The sequence below is a fragment of the Micromonospora sp. WMMD975 genome (assembly GCF_029581215.1).
In the GTDB taxonomy this organism is placed as follows: Bacteria; Actinomycetota; Actinomycetes; order Mycobacteriales; family Micromonosporaceae; genus Micromonospora.
Genome location: NZ_CP120739.1, coordinates 3,052,656 through 3,075,347, shown reverse-complemented (window position 1 = coordinate 3,075,347; position 22,692 = coordinate 3,052,656). Strand labels below are relative to the sequence as shown.

Annotated in this window: 4 protein-coding genes; all 4 read left to right on the top strand. The window is 76.0% G+C overall.

Annotated elements, in window-relative coordinates; all coding sequences use genetic code 11:
• The first annotated feature begins 71 nt into the window (after positions 1-71).
• The 4 genes from O7613_RS13295 to O7613_RS13280 are packed head-to-tail and all read left to right on the top strand — an operon-like array spanning position 72 to position 22,646.
• Positions 72-6,332: a non-ribosomal peptide synthetase gene (locus tag O7613_RS13295; protein WP_282294137.1), complete on the top strand. Its 6,261-nt coding sequence runs from the start codon at positions 72-74 to the stop codon at positions 6,330-6,332.
• Positions 6,329-14,218 carry a non-ribosomal peptide synthetase gene (locus tag O7613_RS13290; protein WP_282294135.1) on the top strand — a complete coding sequence of 2,630 codons (7,890 nt, stop codon included), beginning with the start codon at positions 6,329-6,331 and terminating at the stop codon, positions 14,216-14,218. The genes O7613_RS13295 and O7613_RS13290 overlap by 4 nt, the downstream gene beginning before the upstream one ends.
• On the top strand, positions 14,215-21,429 hold the full coding sequence (locus O7613_RS13285; protein WP_282294134.1) for a non-ribosomal peptide synthetase: 7,215 nt from the start codon (positions 14,215-14,217) through the stop codon (positions 21,427-21,429). The genes O7613_RS13290 and O7613_RS13285 overlap by 4 nt, the downstream gene beginning before the upstream one ends.
• On the top strand, positions 21,426-22,646 hold the full coding sequence (locus O7613_RS13280; protein ID WP_281588245.1) for a cytochrome P450: 1,221 nt from the start codon (positions 21,426-21,428) through the stop codon (positions 22,644-22,646). The genes O7613_RS13285 and O7613_RS13280 overlap by 4 nt, the downstream gene beginning before the upstream one ends.
• Positions 22,647-22,692: the final 46 nt, after the last annotated feature.

Below are 22,692 nucleotides of genomic sequence, written 5' to 3'. Positions count from 1 at the left end.
GGCATTTCCGCTTCGCCACACCTTCTGCCTAATGGTGAATGGGCGGCATTGGGCTTCGACGGCCCGGCTGAATGGTGCGCCGGGCTGCCCTGTCGGATCGTGAACAAGCCCGTCGCCTGCCAGTTTCCAGCCGAGGGGAATTTGAATTGCGACAGCTAGCGAACTGCGTCCAGAATGAATACGCTGCGTCGTTTTCCCAGCATCGTATGTGGTTCCTGGATCGGTTGGACTCAGGCCACGGCACCGCGTACGTCACGACCCCGATGTGGCGGGTGCACGGCCCGCTCGACCGGGCGCGACTCCAGGCCGCGCTCGACACGGTGGTCGCCCGGCACGACGTGCTGCGCGCGGTCTTCCTGGAACGCGACGGCACGCCCCGGGTCGTCCTGACCCCGTCGGTCGACCTCACCATCGACTGGCGGGACGCCACCTCGGCCGACGAGATCGCCCGGCAGGCCGGCGCCGAGGCCGAGCGGCCGTTCGACCTGACCACCGGTCCGCTGCTGCGGGTGGTCGCCTGGCGGCTCACCGACACCGAGCACGTGCTGCTGGCCGCGACGCACCACATCGTCTCCGACGGCTGGTCGGTGGGCCTGCTGGCCCGCGAGCTGGCCACCGCGTACGCCGGGGAACCGCTGCCCGACCTGCCCGTCCGGTACGTCGACTTCGCCCAGACGCAGCGTCGGGAACTCGACGGTGACCGGCTCGCCGCCGACCTGGACCACTGGCGGCGCCAGCTCGCCGGCCTGCCCGCGCTGACCCTGCCCACCGACCGGCCGCGCCCGGAGCATCCCTCCCACGCGGCGGCGACGACCGAGTTCGTCCTCGGCCCGGACCTGGTGGCCGGGCTGCACCGGCTCGGCCGGGAGCACGGCGTCACGCTCTACATGACGCTGCTGGCCGCCTTCCAGGTGCTGCTGTCCCGGTGGAGCGGGCAGCGTGACTTCGGCATCGGCTCGCCGGTGGCCGGCCGGAACTCCCCGGAGGTGGAGAACCTCATCGGCCTGTTCGTCAACACCGTGGTCCTGCGGGCCCGCCTGGCCGGCGACCCGACCTTCGCCGAACTGCTCGCCCGGGTCCGCGATGACGCCCTCGACGCCCTCGACCACCAGGAGGTCCCGTACGAACGGGTGGTCCAGGAGCTGCGCCCCGACCGGCCGGACACCGACTCGCTCATCGACGCCTGGTTCGCCATGCAGAACGTGCCCGGCGACGGCCCGTCGGCCGGCCCGCTGCGCTTCACCGACTTCGAGGTCGACCGGCCCAAGGCGCTGTTCGCGGTGTCGCTGTTCGCCCAGCCTCGCGGCGACGAACTGGCGATGACAGTCGTCTACCGTTCGGACCTGTTCGACGCGGCGACCGTCGACCGCCTGGCGCGGCGGTGCCGGGAGTTGCTGGCGGCCGTGGTGGCCGATCCGGGGATCCGGGTCGGTGCGGTGGAGCTGCCGGCGGACGAGACGGCGGTGCTGCGACGGTTCGGCGCGGCCGAGGTGACCGGCCGGGTGGTCGACCCGGTGGCAGCCCTCACCGACCGGGTCCGGCGGGACGGTGCCGCCGCTGCCGCCCTGACCGGCGACGCGACGGTCAGCTACGCGGAGCTGAACGCGCGGGCCAACCGGGTCGCGTGGTGGCTGCGGGAGCGGGGGGTGAGGCCGGAGAGTCCGGTCGGGATCCGGTTGCCGCGCGGGGTGGACATGCTCGCCGCCGTGCTCGGGGTGCTGAAGGCCGGCGGGGCGTACGTGCCGCTGGACCCGGCCTGGCCGGCCGAGCGCGTCGACGTCGTCCGCGCCGACGCCGGCCTCGACATCCTGCTCGACGGGCCGCTGCCGGACGGCGGCCGGGACGACGACCCGGCGGTGGCGGTGGATCCGGCGCAGTTGGCGTACGTGATCTACACGTCGGGGTCGACGGGTCGGCCGAAGGGGGTCGGGGTGTCGCGGGGGGCGATGGCGGCGCACGTGTCGCGGATGCGGCGGCGGTTCGGGCTGGGTCCGGCCGACCGGGTGTTGCAGTTCGCCGCGCTGGCGTTCGACGCCTCGATCGACCAGATATTCCCGGCGCTGTCCTGCGGCGCGGCGCTCGTGCTGCCCGAACAAGGCCTCGTCGCGCCCGCCACGCTGCTGCCGCTGCTGGACCGGCACGGCGTCACGCTCGTCAACCTGCCGCCGGCGTACTTCGGCGAGCTGGTCGCCGAACTGACCGAGCGGGGCGGGACGGTGCCGCGCGCGCTGCGGACGGTGGTGCTCGGCGGTGACGTCGTCCGACCCGCCGACGTGGACCGCTTCGGCACGTGCTGCCCCGACGTGGCGGTGCTCAACGCGTACGGGCCGACCGAGACCACCGTCACCACGACGGTCGCCGAGGTCCCGTGCGGCCTCAGCGGCGCCGTGCCGATCGGCCGCGCCCTCGCCGACCGCGACCTGTACGTGCTCGACGCCGCGCTGCGCGACGTGCCGGTGGGCGCGGTGGGTGAGCTGTTCGTCGGCGGCACGCAGCTCGCGCGCGGCTATCTGGGCCGCCCGGGGCTGACCGGCGAGCGGTTCGTGCCGGACCCGTACGGGCGGACACCCGGCGGCCGGTTGTACCGGACCGGGGACCTGGTGCGGTGGCGGCCGGACGGGCAGGTGGAGTTCCACGGTCGGGCCGACGGCCAGGTGAAGGTGCGCGGGTTCCGGGTGGAGGTCGGTGAGGTCGAGGCCCGGCTGCGGGAGCACCCGGGCGTGCGGGACGCGGTGGTGGTCGCCTGGCAGGACCGGCTGGTGGCCTACCTGACCGGCGACGGCGTCACCGGCGCGCAGGCGCGGGAGCGGCTGGCCGAACGGCTGCCGGAGTTCATGGTGCCGGCCGTGGTGGTGGTGCTCGACGAGTTGCCGCGCACCGTCGGCGGCAAGGTGGACCGGGGCCGCCTGCCCGACCCGGAGGGACACCGCCCGGAGGTGACCGACGGCTTCACCGAGCCGCGCACCCCGACCGAGGAGACGATCGCGGACGTGTGGCGGCAGGTGCTGCGGGTCGACCGGATCGGCGTCCACGACAACTTCTTCGACCTGGGCGGCCACTCGCTGCTCGCCACGCTCGCGGTGGCCCGGCTGGTGAAGGCGCTCGACCGGCCGGTCGACGTCCGGTCCTTCTTCGCCCACCCGACCATCGCCGAGTTCGCCGCCGCCCTGCCACCGGCCGCCGCCGGCCCCGGCCCCGAGCCCGCGCCCGCGATCACCCGGCTGCGCCGCAGCGGCGACTTCCCGCTCTCCTTCGCCCAGGAACGGATGTGGTTCCTCAACCGGCTGGAGCCGGACGCGCCCGACTACATGGCGGCGCTGGCCTGGCGGGTGGACGGGCCGCTCGACCGGGGTCGGCTCGACCGGGCCCTGCGGCAGCTCGTCGACCGGCACGAGTCGCTGCGGACCACCTTCCCGGTGGTCGACACGGCGCCGACGCAGCGGGTCGCCGCCGCCGGCGAGGTGGCCGCCGACTGGCACGACGTGACCGCGGAGACCGACCCGTACGCCACCGCCGTGGCCCGGGCCGGGGCGGAGCTGCACCGCCCGTTCGACCTGGCCGCCGGCCCGCTGTTCCGGGCCCTGGTCTGGCGGCTCGGGCCGGCGGACCACCTGCTGGTGCTGGCCATGCACCACATCGTCTCGGACGGCTGGTCGATGGGCGTGCTGGTGCGCGAGCTGGGCGCCGCGTACGCCGGCGAGGCCCTGCCGGAGCTGCCGGTGCAGTACGCCGACTACGCCGGCTGGCAGCGTCGGGAACTCACAGGTGACCGACTCGCCACCGAGCTGGGGCACTGGCGCGAACGGCTGGCCGACCTGCCGGCGCTCGAACTGCCCACCGACCGTCCCCGGCCCGCCCGCCCCTCCTGGGCCGGCGCGACCCACGAGTTCACCCTGGACCCCGAGCTGGTGGCCGGGCTGGAACGGCTGGGCCGCCGGCACGGCGCGACGCTCTACATGACGCTGCTGGCGGCGTTCCAGGCGCTGTTGTCCCGGTGGACCGGGCAGCACGACTTCGGCGTCGGGGTGCCGGTGGCCGGACGTACCCGGCCCGAGGTGGAGAACGTCATCGGGTTCTTCGTCAACACCCTCGTCATGCGCGCCGACACCGGCGGCGACCCGACCTTCGCCGAGTTGCTGGGCCGGGTGCGGGACCGGGCGCTCGACGCCTACCAGTACCAGGAGCTGCCCTTCGAGCGGGTGGTGGAGGAGCTACGGCCGGACCGGGAGTCCGGCCGGTCCCCGCTGTTCCAGGTCATGTTCGACCTGGAGGCGCGGGCGATCGCCGCGCCCCGGCTCGGCGCCGCCCGGCTGCGTCCCGCCGAGATCCCGTTCGACGTCACCAAGTTCGACCTGATGGTCACGTTCACCACCGAACCCGGCGCGGCCGGCGGGTTCGTGCAGTACCGCACGGACCTGTTCGACGCGGCCACCATCGACCGGCTGGTGCGGCGGGGTCAGGAACTGCTCGCCGCGGTGGCCGCCGCGCCGGACACCCGGCTCGGCGCGACCGCGCTGCCGGCCGACGAGACCGCCCTGCTGCGGCGCTTCGGCGCGGCCGAGACGCCCGGCCGGGTGACCGACCCGGCGGTGGCGTTCGAGGGCCGGGCCCGCCGGGATCCGGGCGCGCTCGCCGCGATCGCCGCCGACGGCGTCCTGTCGTACGCGGAGCTGAACGCGCGGGCCAACCGGGTCGCGTGGTGGCTGCGGGCGCGGGGCGTGCGGGCGGAGACGCCGGTGGTGGTCCGCCTGCCGCGCGGGGTGGACATGCTCGCCGCCGTGCTCGGGGTGCTGAAGGCCGGCGGGGCGTACGTGCCCGTCGACCCAACGTGGCCGGCCGAGCGGGCCGACCTGGTCACCGCCGACGTGGGCGCGTCCGTGGTGCTGGACGGGCCGCTGCCGGACGGTGGCCGGGAGGACGACCCGGCGGTGGCGGTGGATCCGGCGCAGTTGGCGTACGTGATCTACACGTCGGGGTCGACGGGTCGGCCGAAGGGGGTCGGGGTGTCGCGGGGGGCGATGGCGGCGCACGTGTCGCGGATGCGGCGGCGGTTCGGGCTGGGTCCGGCCGACCGGGTGTTGCAGTTCGCCGCGCTGGCGTTCGACGCCTCGATCGAGCAGATATTCCCGGCGCTGTCCTGCGGCGCGGCGCTGGTGCTGCCCGAGCACGGGCTGGTCGCGCCGGCCCAGATCGTCGCCGACGTGGAACGCCACCGGGTGACCGTGATGGAGGTGGTCCCCGGCTACCTCACCGAGCTGATCGCCGAGGTCACCGGCGACGGCACCACCGCGCCCACCTGGAGTCCGGCCCGGCTGCGGCTGCTGGTGCTCGGCGGGGACGCGGTCCGCCCCGCGGACCTGGCGTGGTGGCGCCGGCACCACCCGGACGTGTCAGTGGTCAACACGTACGGACCGACCGAGACCACGATCAGCGCCACCGTCTACGACGTGCCGGCCGACGTGGACGGCGTCGTGCCGATCGGCCGCGCGGTGGGGGACCGGGCGCTGTACGTGCTCGACGGTGACCTCGCCGAGGTGCCGGTGGGCGCGGTCGGCGAGCTGTTCGTCGGCGGCACCCAACTCGCCCGGGGCTACCTGGGCCGCCCGGGGCTGACCGGCGAGCGGTTCGTGCCGGACCCGTACGGGCCGGAGCCCGGCGGCCGGCTGTACCGGACCGGGGACCTGGTCCGCTGGCGGGCCGACGGGCAGGTGGAGTTCCACGGCCGGGCCGACGGCCAGGTAAAGGTGCGCGGGTTCCGGGTGGAGGTGGGCGAGGTCGAGGCCCGGCTGCGGGAGCACCCGGGCGTGCGGGACGCGGTGGTGGTCGCCTGGCAGGACCGGCTGGTGGCCTACCTGACCGGCGACGGCGTCACCGGCGCGCAGGTGCGGGACCGGCTGGCCGAACGGCTGCCCGGATTCATGGTGCCGGCCGTGCTGATCGTCCTCGACGAGCTGCCGCGCACCGTCGGCGGCAAGGTCGACCGGGACCGGCTGCCCGACCCGGCCGGACACCGGCCGGCGCCCGCCGCCGACGCGGAACCGCCGCGCACCCCGACCGAGGAGACGGTCGCCGACATCTGGCGGCAGGTCCTGCGGGTCGACCGGATCGGCATCCACGACAACTTCTTCCACCTGGGCGGCCACTCCCTGCTCGCCACCCGGGTCGCCATCCGGCTGCGCGCGGCCTTCGGCTGCGAGGTGGCCGTCCGCACCCTCTTCGAGGAGCCCACCGTGGCCCGGCTCGCCGCCGCCGTCGAGGACCGGCTGATGGCCGAGATCGCGGCGATGAGCAGCGAGGACGTCGAGCAGGCACTGAAGGAGCAGAACCAGTGAGCACGATCCACGGATTGGTCGAGGCACAGGTCCGGCGTACCCCGGACGCGGTCGCCCTGGAGTTCGAGGGCGCGGAGCTGACCTACCGCGACCTGGACCGGCGGGCCAACCGGCTCGCCCACGCCCTGCGCCGGGCCGGCGCCGGTCCGGAGACGGTGGTCGCCGTCGGCGCCCAGCGGTCCCTGGACCTGCTGGTCACGCTGCTCGGCGTGCTCAAGAGCGGCGCCGCCTACCTGCCGCTGGACCTGGAGCTGCCCACCGACCGGCTGACCTACATGGCCGGTCAGGGCGGCGCGAAAGTCCTGGTCCGCGGCCCGGGCATGGACGTCGACCTGGGCCTGCCCGGCCTGCCCGAGCTGACGCTCGCCGACACCGGGGCAGAGTCCGACGAGCCGTGCGACGTCGCCGTCGACGGGCGCAACGCCTGCTACGTCATGTACACCTCCGGTTCGACCGGCCGGCCCAAGGGCGTGGTGGTCGAGCACCGGGGCGTGGTCAACCGGCTGCGCTGGGGCCAGCACGAGTACGGCATGACCTCCGACGAGCGGGTGCTCCAGAAGACCCCGTACGCCTTCGACGTGTCGGTGCACGAGCTGTTCTGGCCGCTGATGGTCGGCGCCCGGCTGGTCATCGCCCGGCCCGGCGGGCACCGGGACACCCGCTACCTGGTGGAGACCATCAGGCGGCGCGGCATCACCAGCGCGCACTTCATCCCGACCATGCTGGCCCTGTTCGTCGGCGAACCCGGCGTCGCCGACTGCCACAGCCTGCGCCGGATCCTGGCCAGCGGCGAGGCGCTCCCCACCGACCTGCAGAACCGGGTGCTGCGCGCCCTGCCCGACGTCGAGCTGCACAACCTCTACGGCCCGACCGAAGCCTCCATCGAGGTCAGCGCGTGGGCCTGCCAACCGGAGTGGTCCGGGGCGAGCGTGCCGATCGGCGCGGCCGTCGACCACACCCAACTGCACATCCTCGACGCCGAGCTGCGCCCGGCACCGGGCGACGGCCCGGGGGAGCTGTACCTGGCCGGGGTGCAGCTCGCGCGCGGCTACCTCGGCCAGCCCGGCCTGACCGCCGAGCGGTTCCTGCCCGACCCGTACGGCGAGCCGGGCGGGCGGATGTACCGCAGCGGCGACCTCGCCGGCTGGCACCGCCCCGGCGTGGTCGACTACCTGGGCCGGGTCGACGAGCAGCTCAAGCTCGCCGGCAACCGGGTGGAGCTGGGCGAGATCCAGGCGGTGCTCGACGACCAGCCGGGCGTCCGCGCCTCGGTGGTGGTGGCCACCGGCGAGGCCGCCGAGAAGCGGCTCGTCGCGTACGTCGTGGGGGACCGGCCGGACCTGGACGCGCTGCGGGACCGGCTGGCCGAACGGCTGCCCGGCTACATGGTGCCGTCGACGTTCGTGCCGCTGGCCGAACTGCCGCTGACCCCGAGCGGGAAACTGGACCGCAAGGCGCTGCCCGCGCCGGACCGGCCCGACCTGGCGGTGGCGTACCGGGCCCCGGAGAACCCGGCGCAGGAACGCCTCGCCAAGGTCTGGACCGACGTGTTCGGGGTGGCCCGGGTCGGTGTCGACGACACCTTCTTCGCCCTCGGCGGGCACTCGCTGCTGGCCGTGCGGCTGATCGCCCGCCTCCGCGAGGAACTGGGCGTCGAGGTGTCCATCCGGGACCTGTTCGGCGGGCTGACCGTCGCCGACCTGGCCGAGGCCGTCACCGCCGCGCCCGACGGGGACACCGCGCCGGCGCTCGTGGCCGGCGGCGACGACGCGCCCGCGGTGGCCTCGTTCGGCCAGGAACGGCTGCTGTTCCTCCAGCGGATCCACCCGGACAGCCCCAGCTACGTCATCCCGGTCGCCTGGCGGGTCGACGGTCACCTCGACGAGACCACCCTGCGCCGGGCCCTGCACCGGCTCGCCGTGCGGCACGACGCGCTGCGGACCCGGTTCGCCGGCGACGTGCCGGTGGTGGATCCGGAACCGGCGGTGGAGCTGGCCCGGGTGGACGCGGACACCTGGACCGACGAGTTGGCGGCGGCCCGCATCCGCGAGCCGTTCGACCTGGCCACCGGGCCGCTGTGGCGGGCCACGCTGGTCCGCCTGCCCGACCACGACGTGCTGCTGCTGGTGCTGCACCACGTCGTCGCCGACGGCTGGTCGCTCGGCGTGGTCGCCCGCGAACTCGGCGACCTCTACGCCGGCGCGACGCCACCCGCGCCGCCGGTGCGGTACGCCGACTTCGCCCGCTGGCAGCGCGCCGACCTCGACCCGGGTCGGCTCGCCGCGGAGCTGGACTGGTGGCGGGACGCCCTGGCCGGCGTACCCGCGCTGGAACTGCCCACCGACCGGCCCCGCCCGGCGGTGCTCGGCGCGGACGGCGCCACCCACCGCTTCGCGCTGCCGCCGGACGCGCTGCGCCGGCTCGCCGCGTTCGCCCAGGAGCAGCGGACCACGGTGCACACGGTGCTGCTGGCGGTGTTCCAGGCGCTGCTGGGCCGGTGGAGCGGGCAGCACGACTTCGCCGTCGGCACGCCGGTGGCCGGCCGGTCCCGCGCCGAGGTGGAGAACGTCGTCGGCTTCTTCGTCAACACGCTCGCGGTGCGGGCCGACCTGACCGGCGACCCGACCCTGACCGAGCTGGTCGGGCGGGTCCGGGAGGCCACCCTCGGTGCCTACGAACACCAGGACGTGCCGTTCGAACAGGTGGTCGCGGAGCTGCGCCCCGAGCGCGACCTCAGCCGGACACCCGTCTACCAGACCATGTTCGCGTTGCGGGACACCGCGGTCACCGCGCTGCGGCTGCCCGGCCGGACCGTCACCGAGCTGCCGCTGGGCTGGCGGACCGCCAAGTTCGACCTCACCCTCTTCGTCGACGAGGCGCCGGACGGGACCCGGACCGGCCTGTTCGAGTACGCCACCGACCTGTTCGGCCCGGCCACCGTGGCGCGGCTCGCCGAGGCGTACGTCCGGCTGCTCGACGCGCTGGCCGGCGACCCGGGCAGCCGGTTCGGCGACTGGCCGGTGCTCGACCCCGCGCAGCGCGACGCCCTGCTGGCGGCGGGCACCGCGGCGACACCGGCGCTGCCCACCCGACCGCTGCACCACCTCGTCGCCGACCGGGTCACCGCCGATCCCGCCCGACCCGCCGTGGTCGACGGCGCGACCGTCTGGACGTACGCGGAGCTGGACCGGCGGGCCAACCAGCTCGCCCACCACCTGGTCGACCTCGGGGTGGGCCCGGAGACCGTGGTGGCGGTCAGCCTGCCGCGCGGGGCCGAACTGGTCCGCGCGCAGCTCGCCGTGCTCCGGGCCGGCGGCGCCTACCTGCCGCTGGACGCCGACCAGCCGGCCGAGCGCAGCCGGCACATGGTCGCCGGCGCCGGCGCCGCCCTGCTGGTCACCGTCGCCGGGCACCACGACGGCGCGGGGCTGGACTGCCGCGTCGTCGACCTGGTCCGGGACGCCGCCGATGTGGACCGGCGACCGGCGGCCGACCCGGCGGTCGCGGTCGACCCTGGGCAGCTCGGCTTCGTGGTGCACACCTCCGGCTCCACCGGCCGCCCGAAGGGCATCGGCATCACTCACCGGGGCCTGGTCCGCACCGTCCACGACGGCGGATACCTGGACCTGACGCCGGAGGACCGGGTGGCGTTCGCCGCCAACCCGATCTTCGACGCGGCCACGTTCGAGGTCTGGGCCACCCTGGTCGCCGGCGCGACGATCGTGGTCACCCCGCCCGACGTGGCGCTCTCCACCGCCGCGCTCGCCGAGCACCTGGCGCGGCACCGGGTCACCACGCTGTTCCTCACCACCGCGCTGTTCCACCAGGTCGCCCGGGAACGCCCGGACGCCCTGCGCGGGCTGCGGCACGTGCTCTTCGGCGGCGAGGCCGCCGACCCGGCCACCGTGGACGCGCTGCTCGCCCACGTCGGTCCCGACCGGCTGCGGCACATGTACGGCCCGGCCGAGTGCACCACGTTCGCCACCTGGCACCCGGTGACCGCGCCGACCGGCGACGCCGGCCGGGTGCCGATCGGCCGGCCCATCCACCACACCACGGCCTACGTGGTGGACCGGGAGCTGCGGCCCGTCCCGGTCGGGGTGGTCGGCGAGCTGCTGCTCGGCGGCGCCGGACTGGCCCGGGGGTACGTCGGCGCGCCGGCCCGCACCGCCGAGCGGTTCCTGCCCGACCCGTTCGGCGCGCCGGGCGGCCGGGTCTACCGCACCGGCGACCTGGTGCGGTGGACCGTCGACGGGGCGCTGGGGTTCGTCGGCCGCGCCGACGGGCAGGTGAAGGTCCGTGGCTTCCGGGTGGAGCCGGGCGAGGTAGAGACGGCGGCCCGCCGCCACCCGGCGGTCCGGGACGCGGTGGTGCTCGCCCGGCCGGACCGCGCCGGCGCGCTGAGCCTCGTCGCGTACGTCGCCGCCGACCCGACGGAGCTGGGCGACCTGCGGGCGTACCTGGGGCGGACGCTGCCGGCGTACCTGGTGCCGGCCGCCGTGGTGGTCCTCGACGAGCTACCGCTGACCGGCAACGGCAAGGTCGACCGGGCCGCCCTGCCCGAGCCGACGTACGCCACCGGGGCGGGCCGGCGGGAGCCGGCGACGGAACGGGAACGCCAGCTCGCGGAGATCTTCACCGAGGTGCTCGGCGTCGCCGACCCGGGCATGGACGACGACTTCTTCGCCCTCGGCGGGCACTCGCTGCTGGCCATCAGGGTGGTCGGCGCGGTGGCCGCCCGCACCGGCCGGGAGATCACCTTCCGGGATCTGTTCACCGCCCGCAGCATCGCCGGGCTGGCCCGCCTGCTCGCCGACGCCGACCCGGTGCTCGCCCCGATCAGCCGGGGCGAGGAGACCGCCGGGCTGCCCGTCTCCTTCGGACAGGAACGGCTGGTCTTCCTGGACCGGCTGGAGGGCGCCGGGGCGGCGTACACCGTTCCGCTGGCCTGGCGGTTGACCGGGCCGGTGGACGCCGACCGGCTGGCCGCCGCGCTTGATGCGCTCGTCGACCGGCACGAGTCGCTGCGGACCCGGTTCACGCTTGTCGACGGCGTGGTCCGGCAGGACGTCACGCCCGGCTGGGCGGGCCTGGAGCGGCGCGACGCGGCCACCGTGGCCGCCGCGGAGGCCGACCTGGCCGACGTGGCCCGCCGGCCGTTCGACCTGACCACCGGGCCGCTGTTCCGGGCCGTCCTGTGGCGGGCCGGCGACACCCACCTGCTGCTGCTCGCCATGCACCACGCGGTCTCCGACGGCTGGTCGGCGGCGGTGCTGGTGCGCGAGTTGGAGGCCGGCTACGACGGGGTGGACGTGCCCCGCCCGCCGGTGCGCTACGCCGACTTCGCCGCCTGGCAGCGCGACCGGCTCGCCGGTGACCGGCTGGCCGGCGAGCTGGACCACTGGCGCCGGCGGCTGGCCGACCTGCCCACCCTGGAGCTGCCCACCGACCGGCCCCGCCCCAAGGCGCGCGGCGGCGCCGGGGCGAGCGTCGGGTTCACCGTCGAACCGGACCTGCTCGCCGCGCTGGAACGACTCAGCCGGGCGCACGGCGCGACCCTGTTCATGACGCTGCTCGCCGCCTACCAGGCGCTGCTGGGCCGGTGGAGCGGGCAGGCCGACTTCGCGGTCGGCACGCCCGTCGCCGGTCGGGGCCGCCCGGAGGTCCGCGACGTGGTCGGGTTCTTCCTCAACACGCTCGTGCTGCGCGCCGACCTGTCCGGCCGGCCCGCCTTCGCCGCCCTGCTCGACCGGGTCCGCGACGACGCGCTCGCCGCGTACGAGCACCAGGAGCTGCCGTTCGGCCGGCTCGTCGAGGAGCTGAGCCCGGACCGCGACCTCAGCCGCTCACCGCTGTTCCAGGCGCTGTTCAGCTACAACGACTGGACGCTCGACACGCTGCGGCTCGGCGCCACGACAGGTGTCGCGCAGCCGGTGGACCGGGGGGCCGCCAAGCTCGACCTGACCCTGGAGCTGGTGCACGGCCCGGACGGGTTGGCCGGCGCGCTCGACTACACCACCGACATCTTCGACGCCGCCACGATCGAGCGGATGGCCGACGCGTACGTCCGGCTGCTGCGGGCGGTCGCCGCCGACCCGACGGCCCGGATCGACGACCTGCCGCTGGTCGAGGCCGCCACCGCCCCGGCGGTGGTCCGGCCGGCCGCGCCGTTCCGTTCGCTGCTCGACCGGATCGCCGGTCAGGTGCGGGCCACGCCGGACGCGGTGGCGGTGGTCGGCCCCGGCGGGGAGCTGACCTACGCGGAGCTGGACCGGCGGTCCAACCGGCTCGCCCACCACCTGCGGGAGCGGGGGATCGGTGCGGAGGACCGGGTCGGGCTGCGGCTGCCCCGGTGCGTCGACACCGTGGTCGCCGTGCTCGGCGTGTGGAAGGCCGGCGGGGCGTTCGTCGGGCTCGACCCGGAGCTGCCGGCGCGTCGCCTGGCCCACCTGGAGCGGGACGCCGGGGTGCGGCTGGTGCTCGACCCGGATTCCGTCTCCGGCGCGGCGCTCACCGCCCACCCGGCCACCGCGCCGGACGTCGACACCCGGCCCGAGCAGCTCGCCTACGTCGTCTACACCTCCGGCTCCACCGGCGAGCCGAAGGGCGTGCTGGCCGAGCACGGCGGCGTCACCGCCTACCTCGACACCATCGCCGCCCACTACCGGCTGGACGCCGACGACGTGGTCCTGCAACGCGCCGCACCCAGCTTCGACGCGTTCCTGCGCGACTGCGTCGGCCCGCTCACCGTCGGCGCGACAGTGCTGATGGCCGACCGGTCCGACCTGTCCACGCTCGCCGCCGACCTGCCCGGCCGGCCCGCGCCCACCGCGCTGCTGAGCATGGTCCCGTCGCTGCTGCACCAGCTCCTCGACGCCGGTGACGTCGGCGCGGCGACCCTGCCCGCGCTGCGGCTGCTGGTGCTCAGCGGGGAGCCGTGCACCCCGGCGCTGCTGGCCCGGGTGCACGAGGCGCTGCCCGGCCTGCGCCGGGTGGTCAACCAGTACGGCCCCACCGAGGCCACGGTCACCACCACCGTCGCCGACCTCGACCCGGGCCGGCGGTACGAGTCGGTGGGCATCGGCGTACCGATGCCGGGGACCACCGTGCGGGTGCTCGACGCGGCGCTGCGCCCGACGCCGGTGGGCGTCTTCGGCGAGGTGCACATCGGCGGGTCCGGGGTCAGCCGCGGCTACCGCAACCGGCCCGGCCTCACCGCCGCCGCCTACCTGCCCGACCCGGCCGGACCGCCCGGCGCGCGGATGTACCGCACCGGCGACGCGGCGCGCTGGCTGGCCGACGGGACGCTGGAGTTCCGGGGCCGGCTGGACCGGCAGGTCAAGGTGCGTGGCGTCCGGGTGGAGCCGGCCGAGGTGGAGGCCGCGCTCGCCGGCCACCCGGCGGTCGGAGCGGCGGCCGTGGTGGCCCGCCCGGACGGGCCGAACGGCTGGCGGCTCGCCGGCTACGCCCAACGCGCCCCGGGCGGCGACGTCACCGAGGCGGACCTGCGCCACCACCTGGAGGCCGCCCTGCCGTACGCGATGATCCCGGCCGAACTGCTGGTCCTGGACGCGCTGCCGCTGCTCGGCAACGGGAAGGTGGACCGGTCGGCGCTGCCCGAGGTCGGTGCCGGGCGGACCGGCGCGACCCGGGTCGCCCCGCGTACCGACACCGAACGGGTCATCGCCGAGGTCTGGGCGGACCTGCTGGACCGGCCCGACGTCGGCGTCGAGGACGACTTCTTCGCCCTCGGCGGCCACTCGCTCACCGCGCTGCGGGTCATCTCCCGGCTGCGCGACCGACTGACCGCCCCGCTCACCCTGCGCATCTTCTTCGAGGCCCGCACCATCGCCCGGCTCGCCCGGAAACTGGAGGAAACCCGATGACCGCGCTCACCCCCGCCCAGCAGGAGCTGCTCCGCCGGCGGCTCGCCGGAGACGCCGGGCGTGCCGCCCCGGCGGGGATCACCCGCGGCGACGGCACCCGCGACCTGCCGGTCTCGTTCGGCCAGGAACGGCTGGTGTTCCTCGACCGGCTCGACGGCGCCGGCGCGGCGTACACCATCCCGGTGGCGTGGCGGCTGACCGGGCCGCTCGACCGCGACCGGCTCGACGCGGCGTTCGCCGCCCTGGTCGAGCGGCACGAGTCGCTGCGGACCCGGTTCACCGTCGACGACGGCGTGGTCCGGCAGGAGATCGTGGCCGGTTGGCCGGGCGTCGACTGGCGGGACGCGGGCGACGCCGCCGAGGTCGCCGAGGCGGCCCGGCAGGTGGCGGCGGAGCCGTTCGACCTGGAGACCGGGCCGCTGTTCCGGGTCACCGGGTGGCGGCTCACACCGACCGACCACGTGGTCCTGCTGACCCTGCACCACGTCGTCGCGGACGGCTGGTCGACCGGCGTGCTGGCCCGTGACCTGGAGGCGTTCTACGCCGGGACGCCCACGCCCGAGCCGCCGGTGCGGTACGCCGACTACGCCGCCTGGCAGCGCCGCACGGCCACCGGAGATCGGCGGGACGGGGACCTGGCGTACTGGCGGGGTCGCCTGGGCGGGCTGCCGCCGCTGGAGCTGCCCACCGACGGCGAGCGTTCAACCCGCCGGTCCACCACCGGTGCGGCCTGCGACCTCACCGTGCCGGCGGAGCTCGTCGACGCGCTGGAGCGGTTCGCCCGGCAGCGCGGCGCGACCCTCTACATGGCGCTGCTCGCGGCGTTCCAGGCGGTGCTGGGCCGGCTCGCCGGTCAGGTCGACTTCGGCGTCGGCACGCCTGTCGCCGGCCGCGACCGGTCCGAGGTCGAGCAGGTGGTCGGCTTCTTCGTGAACACCCTGGTGCTGCGCGCCGACCTGGCCGGGAACCCGTCCTTCACCGACCTGCTCGACCGGGTCCGCGCCGACGCGCTCGGCGCGTACGACCACCAGGAGACGCCGTTCGAGCGGGTCGTCGACCTGCTCGCCCCCGACCGCAGCCTGGACCGGACCCCGCTGTTCCAGGCCATGTTCAGCCTCGACGACGCCGACGACGACCGGCCGGTACGCCTCGGCGCGGTCACCGGCGCGCGGTTCGACCTGGACCTCGACGCGGTCAAGTTCGACCTGATCCTGCAGACCGCGCGCCGCCCCGACGGGCTGGCCGCCGCGTTCTTCCACCGGTCGGACCTGTGGCGGCCGGCGACGGTCCGGCGGTGGGCGGCGCAGTACCGGCGGCTGCTGGAGCAGGTCGTCGCGCACCCGGACACCCCGCTTGCCGACCTGGACCTGCTGCCGGACGAGGAGCGCCGGCAGCTCGCCGCCTGGGGCGCCCCGGCTGGCGACTACCCCTCGTCGGACCTGCTGCACGAACGGTTCGCCCGGCACGTCGCCGCCACGCCGGACGCGGTCGCCGTGGTGGCCGGCGGGCAGCGCGTCGACTACGGCACGCTCAACGCGCGGGCCAACCAGCTCGCCCACCGGCTGCGCGCGGCCGGCGTCGGGCCGGAGACCCCGGTGGCGCTCTGCGTGCGCCGCGACGCCGACCTGGCGGTCGGCATCCTCGGCATCCTCAAGGCCGGCGGGACGTACGTGCCGCTGGACCCGGACCACCCGCGCGACCGGCTGGCCTACGTGGTCGACGACGCCGGGGTACGCCTGGCCGTGGTCTCGCCGGACCTCGCCGACCGGGTGCCCGTGGCGCCGGCCGGGTTGCTGCGCCTGGACGACCCGACGATCGCCTCCGCGTCCACCGAGGACCCGACGCCGGTCACCGACGCCGACCACCTCGCCTACGTCATCTACACCTCCGGTTCCACCGGCCGCCCCAAGGGGGTGGGGGTCGCGCACCGGCAGGTGGTCCGTCTCCTGGACTCCTGCGTGGACGCGCTCGACCTGCCGCCCGGCGGGGTGTGGAGCCTGTTCCACTCGTACGCTTTCGACTTCTCGGTGTGGGAGCTGTGGGGCGCGCTGACCCGCGGTGGCACGGTCGTGGTGGTGGACAAGGCCACCGCCCGCGACCCGCGGCGGTTCGCCGGGCTGCTCGCCGACCAGCGGGTGACGATGCTCAGCCAGACGCCCGGCGCGTTCCGCAACCTGCGCGCCGCGCTCGGCGACCGGCCGCTGGCCGACCTCGGCGTGCGGCACGTGGTGCTCGGCGGCGAGAAGCTCGACCTGCCCGAGCTGGACGGCTGGCTGGACGGCCCCGGCGCGGGCGTGCGGGTGGTCAACATGTACGGCATCACCGAGACCACCGTGCACGTCACGCACCGCCTGGTCACCGCCGCCGACCTGGCCGGCGACGCCACCTCCCCGATCGGACGGCCGCTCGGCGACCTGACCGTGCACGTGCTCGACCGGCACCTGCGGCCGGTCCCGGTCGGCGCCACCGGCGAGATGTACGTCGGCGGCGCCGGCCTGGCCCGCGGTTACCTCGGCCGGCCGGGGCTGACCGCGGAACGGTTCGTGCCGGACCCGTTCTCCGCCGTCCCCGGCGCCCGGCTCTACCGCACCGGCGACCGGGCCCGCCACCTGCCCGGCGGCGAGCTGGAGTACCGGGGCCGCGCCGACGACCAGGTGAAGATCCGCGGGCACCGGATCGAGCTGGGCGAGGTGGAGGCCGCCCTGCTGCGCCACGACGCGGTGGGTCAGGCCGCCGTGGTGGCCCGCGGGGACCGCAGCGGCGAGCACCGGTTGCACGCCTACCTGGTCGTCGACGGCGACCTGACCGGCGACGAGCTGCGGCGCTGGCTGCGGGAGCGGCTGCCGGAGGCGATGGTGCCGGCCACCTTCACCGTGCTGCCGGCGCTGCCGTTGACCGCCAACGGCAAGGTGGACCGGCGGGCGCTGCCGGACGCCGACGGCGCGACGCTGGACGCCGCCCGCGAACACGTGCCGCCGGCCACCCTCACCGAGCGGCTGCTGGCCGAGGTGTGGTGCACGGCCCTCGGCGTCGACCGGGTCGGCGTCGGCGACCGCTTCTTCGACCTCGGCGGCGACTCGATCCTCGCGTTGCGCGTGGTGGGGCTCGCCGAGCGGCGCGGCGTCACCGTGTCGCTGCGCGACGTCTTCGCCCACCAGGCGCTCGGCGAGCTGGCCCGGGCCGTCGACGCCGCTGCCGACCGGCGCGCCGCCGACCCGGCCGGGACGCCGTCGGTGGAGCGGTTCGCCATGGTCGCGCCCGCCGACCGGGGCCGGCTGCCGGCCGGGCTCGCGGACGCCTACCCGCTGACCCGGATGCAGCAGGGCATGCTCTACGAGCTGCTCGCCGACGCCGGCAAGGGCGCCTACCACAACGTGACGAGCTTCCGGGTGCAGGAGCCGGCCGGGTTCGACGCCACCGCCATGCGGGCCGCGGCGGACGCGGTCGTCGACCGGTACGAGATCCTGCGCACCGGGTTCGACTGGAGTTCCTACGAGGAGCCGCTGCAACTGGTGCACGAGCGGGCCACGCTGCCGGTCGGGGTGGACGACCTGCGGGGCCTGCCGGAGGAGGTCCAGCTCCAGCGGGTCCGGGAGCATCTGCACGCCGAGTCGGTGCGCTGGTTCGAGCTGGCCGAGCCGCCGCTGATCCGGCTGCACGTGCACGTGCTCAACGACGCCGAGTACCGGCTCACCATCACCGACTGCCACGCCGTCCTGGACGGCTGGAGCCTGACCTCGCTCATCGCCGAGCTGGTCGACCGGCACCGCCGGTCGGTCAACGGCGCGGCGCAGGAGCCACCGGCCGGTCCGGTGCCCCGCTTCGCCGAGTACGTGGCGCTCGAACGGGCCGCGGTCGCCGACCCGGCCGCCCGGGCGTTCTGGGACGCCATGGTGGAGCAGTTCCCGCCGGTGCGGGTGCCGCGTTCGGTCGGCGCGGAGCCGGCCGACAAGTCCACCTGCGAGGTGCTGCGCGACTACCGGCACCTGACGGCCGGCATCGACGCGCTGGCCGCCCGCGCCGGGGTGCCCCGCAAGACGGTCCTGTTCACCGCCTACCACCACCTGATGGGGCAGCTCGCCGACGGCGCGGCGTACGCCACCGGCTTCGCCACCAACGGGCGGCTGGAGCGGGCCGGCGCGGAGGGCATGCGCGGGCTCTTCCTCAACGTGGTGCCGTTCGGGCTGCGGTCGTCCGCCACGAGCTGGGTGGGGCTGCTGCGCGACGTCTTCGCCGCCGAGCGGGACCTCCTGCCGCACCGGCGGTTCCCCCTCGCCGAGCTGCAACGGGGCCGGTGGGCCGGTGAGGTGCTCGTCGACACCGCCTTCAACTACGTGCACTTCCACGCCCTGGGCAGCGAGCACAAGGAGGAGATCGAGGAGATCGCCCGGACCAACTTCGGGCTGATGGTCACCACCGGCCCGCAGGGGGTCTCCTTCGAGGCCGACGCCGGCCGGATGTCCCCCGGCGAGGTGGCGCGGCTGGCCGACGCGTACTGCGCGCTGCTGGCGCGGATGGTCGCCGACCCGGAGTCGGCGCCCGGGGTGCCCACCCCGACCGAGCGGACCCGACCCACGGTCGCCGCCGCGACGCACGACCCGCGCAGCCTGGTCGACGTGCTGGCCGCCCAGGTCGCCGCCCAGCCTGGGCGGGTCGCGCTGGTCACCCCGGACGGTCCGGTCCGCTACGCCGAGCTGGACGCGCGGGCCAACCGGGTCGCCCACCACCTGCGCCGCCACGGCGTCGGGCCGGAGCGGGTGGTCGGGCTCTGCGCCGAGCGGTCCGTGGACCTGATCGTCGGCATGCTCGGCATCCTCAAGGCCGGCGCGGCGTACCTGCCGATGGACCCGCGGGACCCGCGCCGCCGGCTCGACCTGCTCGCGGCGGACGCCGGCGCCGACCTGGTCCTGGCGCAGCCCGCCTGGCGGCACCAGGTGCCCGAGCGGATCACCACAGTGCTCACGCTCGCGGAGGAGACCTTCGCCGCCGAGCCGGCCGACCCGCCGGCGGCGGCGCCGGACGCCGACGCCCTGGCGTGCGTGCTCTACACCTCGGGCTCCACCGGGCGGCCCAAGGGCATCGCGGTGACCCACCGGTCCGTCGTCGACTCGCTGCTGCGGCAGGACTTCGCCCACCTCGGCGCGGACGAGACCGTGCTGCACGTGAGCAGCGTCAACTGGGACGCGGCGATCTTCGAGATCTTCGGTCCGCTGCTGCACGGCGGCACCTGCGCGCTCTACCCGGCCGAGCCGGTCACCCCCGCCGGCATCGGCGCGGCGATCCGCCGCCACGGCGTGACCACGGCGTTCCTCACCACCACGCTGTTCAACCTGACGGTCGAGGAGGAGCCGGCCGGGCTGGGCGAGCTGCGGCAGCTTGTCCTCGGTGGCGAGGCGGCGTCCGCGCCGCACTGCCGGGACCTGGCCGCCCGCTGGCCGCACCTGCGGATCGTCAACGGGTACGGGCCGGTCGAGGCGATCTTCGTGGTCACCGCGCACCAGGTCCGGGACCTGCCGGTCGACGCGGTGAGCGTGCCGATCGGCCGGCCGCTGGCCCGGACCACGGTGCTCGTGCTCGACGACGCCCTGCGGCCCGCGCCGGTCGGCGTGGCCGGCGAGATCTACCTCGGCGGCGAGTGCCTGGCCCGGGGCTACCTCGGGCAGCCCGGGCTGACCGCGGACCGGTTCGTGCCCGACCCGGCCGGCGGCGGACGTCGGCTGTACCGCACCGGTGACCGGGGGCGGTGGCGCGCCGACGGCAGCCTGGACTTCGGCGGCCGGGTCGACGGGCAGGTGAAGATCCGGGGCCGGCGGATCGAACCTGGTGAGATCGAGGCGGTGCTGTCCGCCCGGCCGGACGTGGCGGTGGCCGCGGTGGCCGCCCACGCCGCCGACGCCGACCGGCCGGGCGACGCCCGCCTCGTCGCCTACCTGGTGCCGGCCGCCGGGCTGGACCTGCCCGACGCCGCCGAACTGCGCCGCTGGCTGCGGGACCGGCTGCCCGCCTACCTGGTGCCGGCCGCGTTCGTCACGCTCGACGCGCTGCCGGTGACCGGCAACGGCAAGCTCGACCGGGCCGCGCTGCCGGCGCCGACGGCGGCGAGCGAGCCGGACCGCCCGTACCTGGAGCCGCGGACCGAGGTCGAGGTGACGCTGGCGAAGCTGTGGGCGGAGACGCTGCGGCTGGACCGGGTCGGCGTGCACGACGACTTCTTCGACCTCGGCGGGCACTCGCTGGCCATCGTGCGGCTCGCCGCCCGCGCCTGCGACCTGGGCCTGCCGGTCGGGGTGGCCGACCTGGTGGAGCACCCGACGGTGGCGGCGCTGGCCGGCGTGCTCGCCACCCGGCGACCCGGCCCGGCCGGCACGGCGGCACGCCGCGACGCGGGCGTGGTGGTGACCCTGCGCGACGGGACCGCCGGCCACCGTCCGCTGTGGTGCGTGCACCCCAGCGGCGGCAGCGTCGCCTGGTACCTGCCGCTGGCCCAGGCGCTGCCCGCCGGCCGGCCGGTGCGCGGCCTCCAGGCCCGGGGCATCGACGGCGGCGTGGACGCCGACACCATGACCGGGCTGGCCGACGACTATCTGCGCGAGCTGCGGGCGCACCAGCCGCACGGCCCGTACGCGCTGCTCGGCTGGTCGATGGGGGCGAACATCGCCCAGGAGATGGCGGTCCGGCTGACCGCCGCCGGCGAGCGGGTGGACGTGCTGCTGCTCCTCGAACCGGCGGTGCCCGACGAGGCCGGGACGTTCGCCGTCACCGAGGCGCTGGACCTGCTGGAGAAGGCGGTGGCGATGCGCGCGGCGATCCGCGAGCTGACCCCGGGCACCCCGGCCCGACTCAGCCAGGAACGGGAGCTGGTCGCCACGCTGGTGGCGGCCGGCGTCAACGAGGCCGAGGCGGAACTCGGCGCGGACTGGCCGGTGGCGATGTGGACGGCGCTGCTGCGCGCCGCCGCCGGCTACCGCCCCCAGCCCTACCGGGGGCCGGCGCACCTGCTGGTCACCGCCGAGGCGGCCACCGCCGGCCCGGGCCGCCCGTCGGTGGTCGCCGGCGAGGACGGGCCCGGCTACGAACAGCGCTGCCGGGAGATGTTCCCGGGCGCGCTCACCGTGCACCACCTGCCCGGCACCCACCGGAGCATGGTCACCGACCCGGGCGTGGCGGCCGTCGCCGACCTCGCCGCCGAGCTGCTGGAGCGCACCCCATGACCACTGCCACCCGGACCGACCGTTACCTGCTCGACGACGACCTCGTCGCCGACCCGTACCCGTACCTGGCGGAGCTGCGGGCCGCCGAGCCGGTGCACTGGAGCCCGGTGCACCGGGCCTGGCTGGTGACCGGCTACGACGCGGCGACGGCGTGCTACACCGAGCCGGCGATCTCCGCGGACCGGATCGGGCCGATGCTGGCCCAGACCCCGCCGGACCTGCTCAGCCCGGAGGCCGCCCGCGCCTTCTCGATCATGGCGGGGTGGATGGTCTTCGTCGACCCGCCCGAGCACCGTCGGCTGCGCGCCGTCTTCCGGGGCGCGTTCGGGGCCCGGCAGGTGCGCCGCAACCGCCCGATGGTGCAGGAGGCGGTGACCCGGCTGGCCGTCCGGGCCGGCGCCGGCGACGTCATCGACCTGGTCACCGAGTTCGCCCGGCCGCTGCCGGCGACCGTCGCGGCGGCCTGGATGGGCGTGCCGGTCGAGGACACCGCGATGTTCCAGCGCTGGGCGATCCAGGTCGGTGACCTCGCCCTCGGCGCGGTGCAGTCGCCGGAGGAGCACGAGCGCTCGCAGCGGGCCCTGCTGGACCTCTTCGACTACCTGCGGGCGCTGGTCCGGGCCCGCCGGGCCGCGCCCCGCGAGGACCTGATCAGCGCCGCGCTCGCCAACGGCCTGGTGGGGGAGTCGGTGAGCGAGGACGAGTTCGTGGCCATGCTCACCCACGTGGCGTTCGCCGGCGGCGAGACCACGAGCAACCTGATCGCCGTGGGCACCTGGAACCTGCTGCGCCACCCCGACCAGCTCGCCCTGCTGCGGGCCGATCCGGAGCTGGCGCCGGTGGCCGTGGAGGAGCTGCTGCGCTTCGACGGACCGTCCAAGATGTCCATCCGGCACGTCCGGGACGACGTCGAGCTGGCCGGTGCGCGGCTGCGGGCCGGGCAGCGGCTCTACGTGGTCACCGCCGGGGCGAACCGGGACCCGTCCCGCTTCGACCGCCCCGACGAGCTGGACCTGCGCCGGCAGCCGAATCCGCACCTGGGCTTCGGGCAGGGCGGCCACTTCTGCCTGGGCGCGCCGCTGGCCCGGCTGGTGGCCGGCGCGGCCCTCACCGACCTGCTGGCCGCCGCGCCCGCACTGGCGCTCGCCACGACCGGGGCGCGCTGGCAGCCCTCGCTGCTCAACCGCAGCCTCCAGGCGCTGCCGGTCCGCCTGTAGCTCCCGCGGGGGCCCACCGCCGGGCCGCCCGCGCCGCACACCTCCC

Excerpts from the sequence above, each read along its gene's own strand:
- O7613_RS13295 (WP_282294137.1), top strand. The coding sequence starts at position 72 with ATGGTGCGCCGGGCTGCCCTGTCGGATCGTGAACAAGCCCGTCGCCTG.
- O7613_RS13285 (WP_282294134.1), top strand. The coding sequence starts at position 14,215 with ATGACCGCGCTCACCCCCGCCCAGCAGGAGCTGCTCCGCCGGCGGCTC.
- O7613_RS13280 (WP_281588245.1), top strand. The coding sequence starts at position 21,426 with ATGACCACTGCCACCCGGACCGACCGTTACCTGCTCGACGACGACCTC.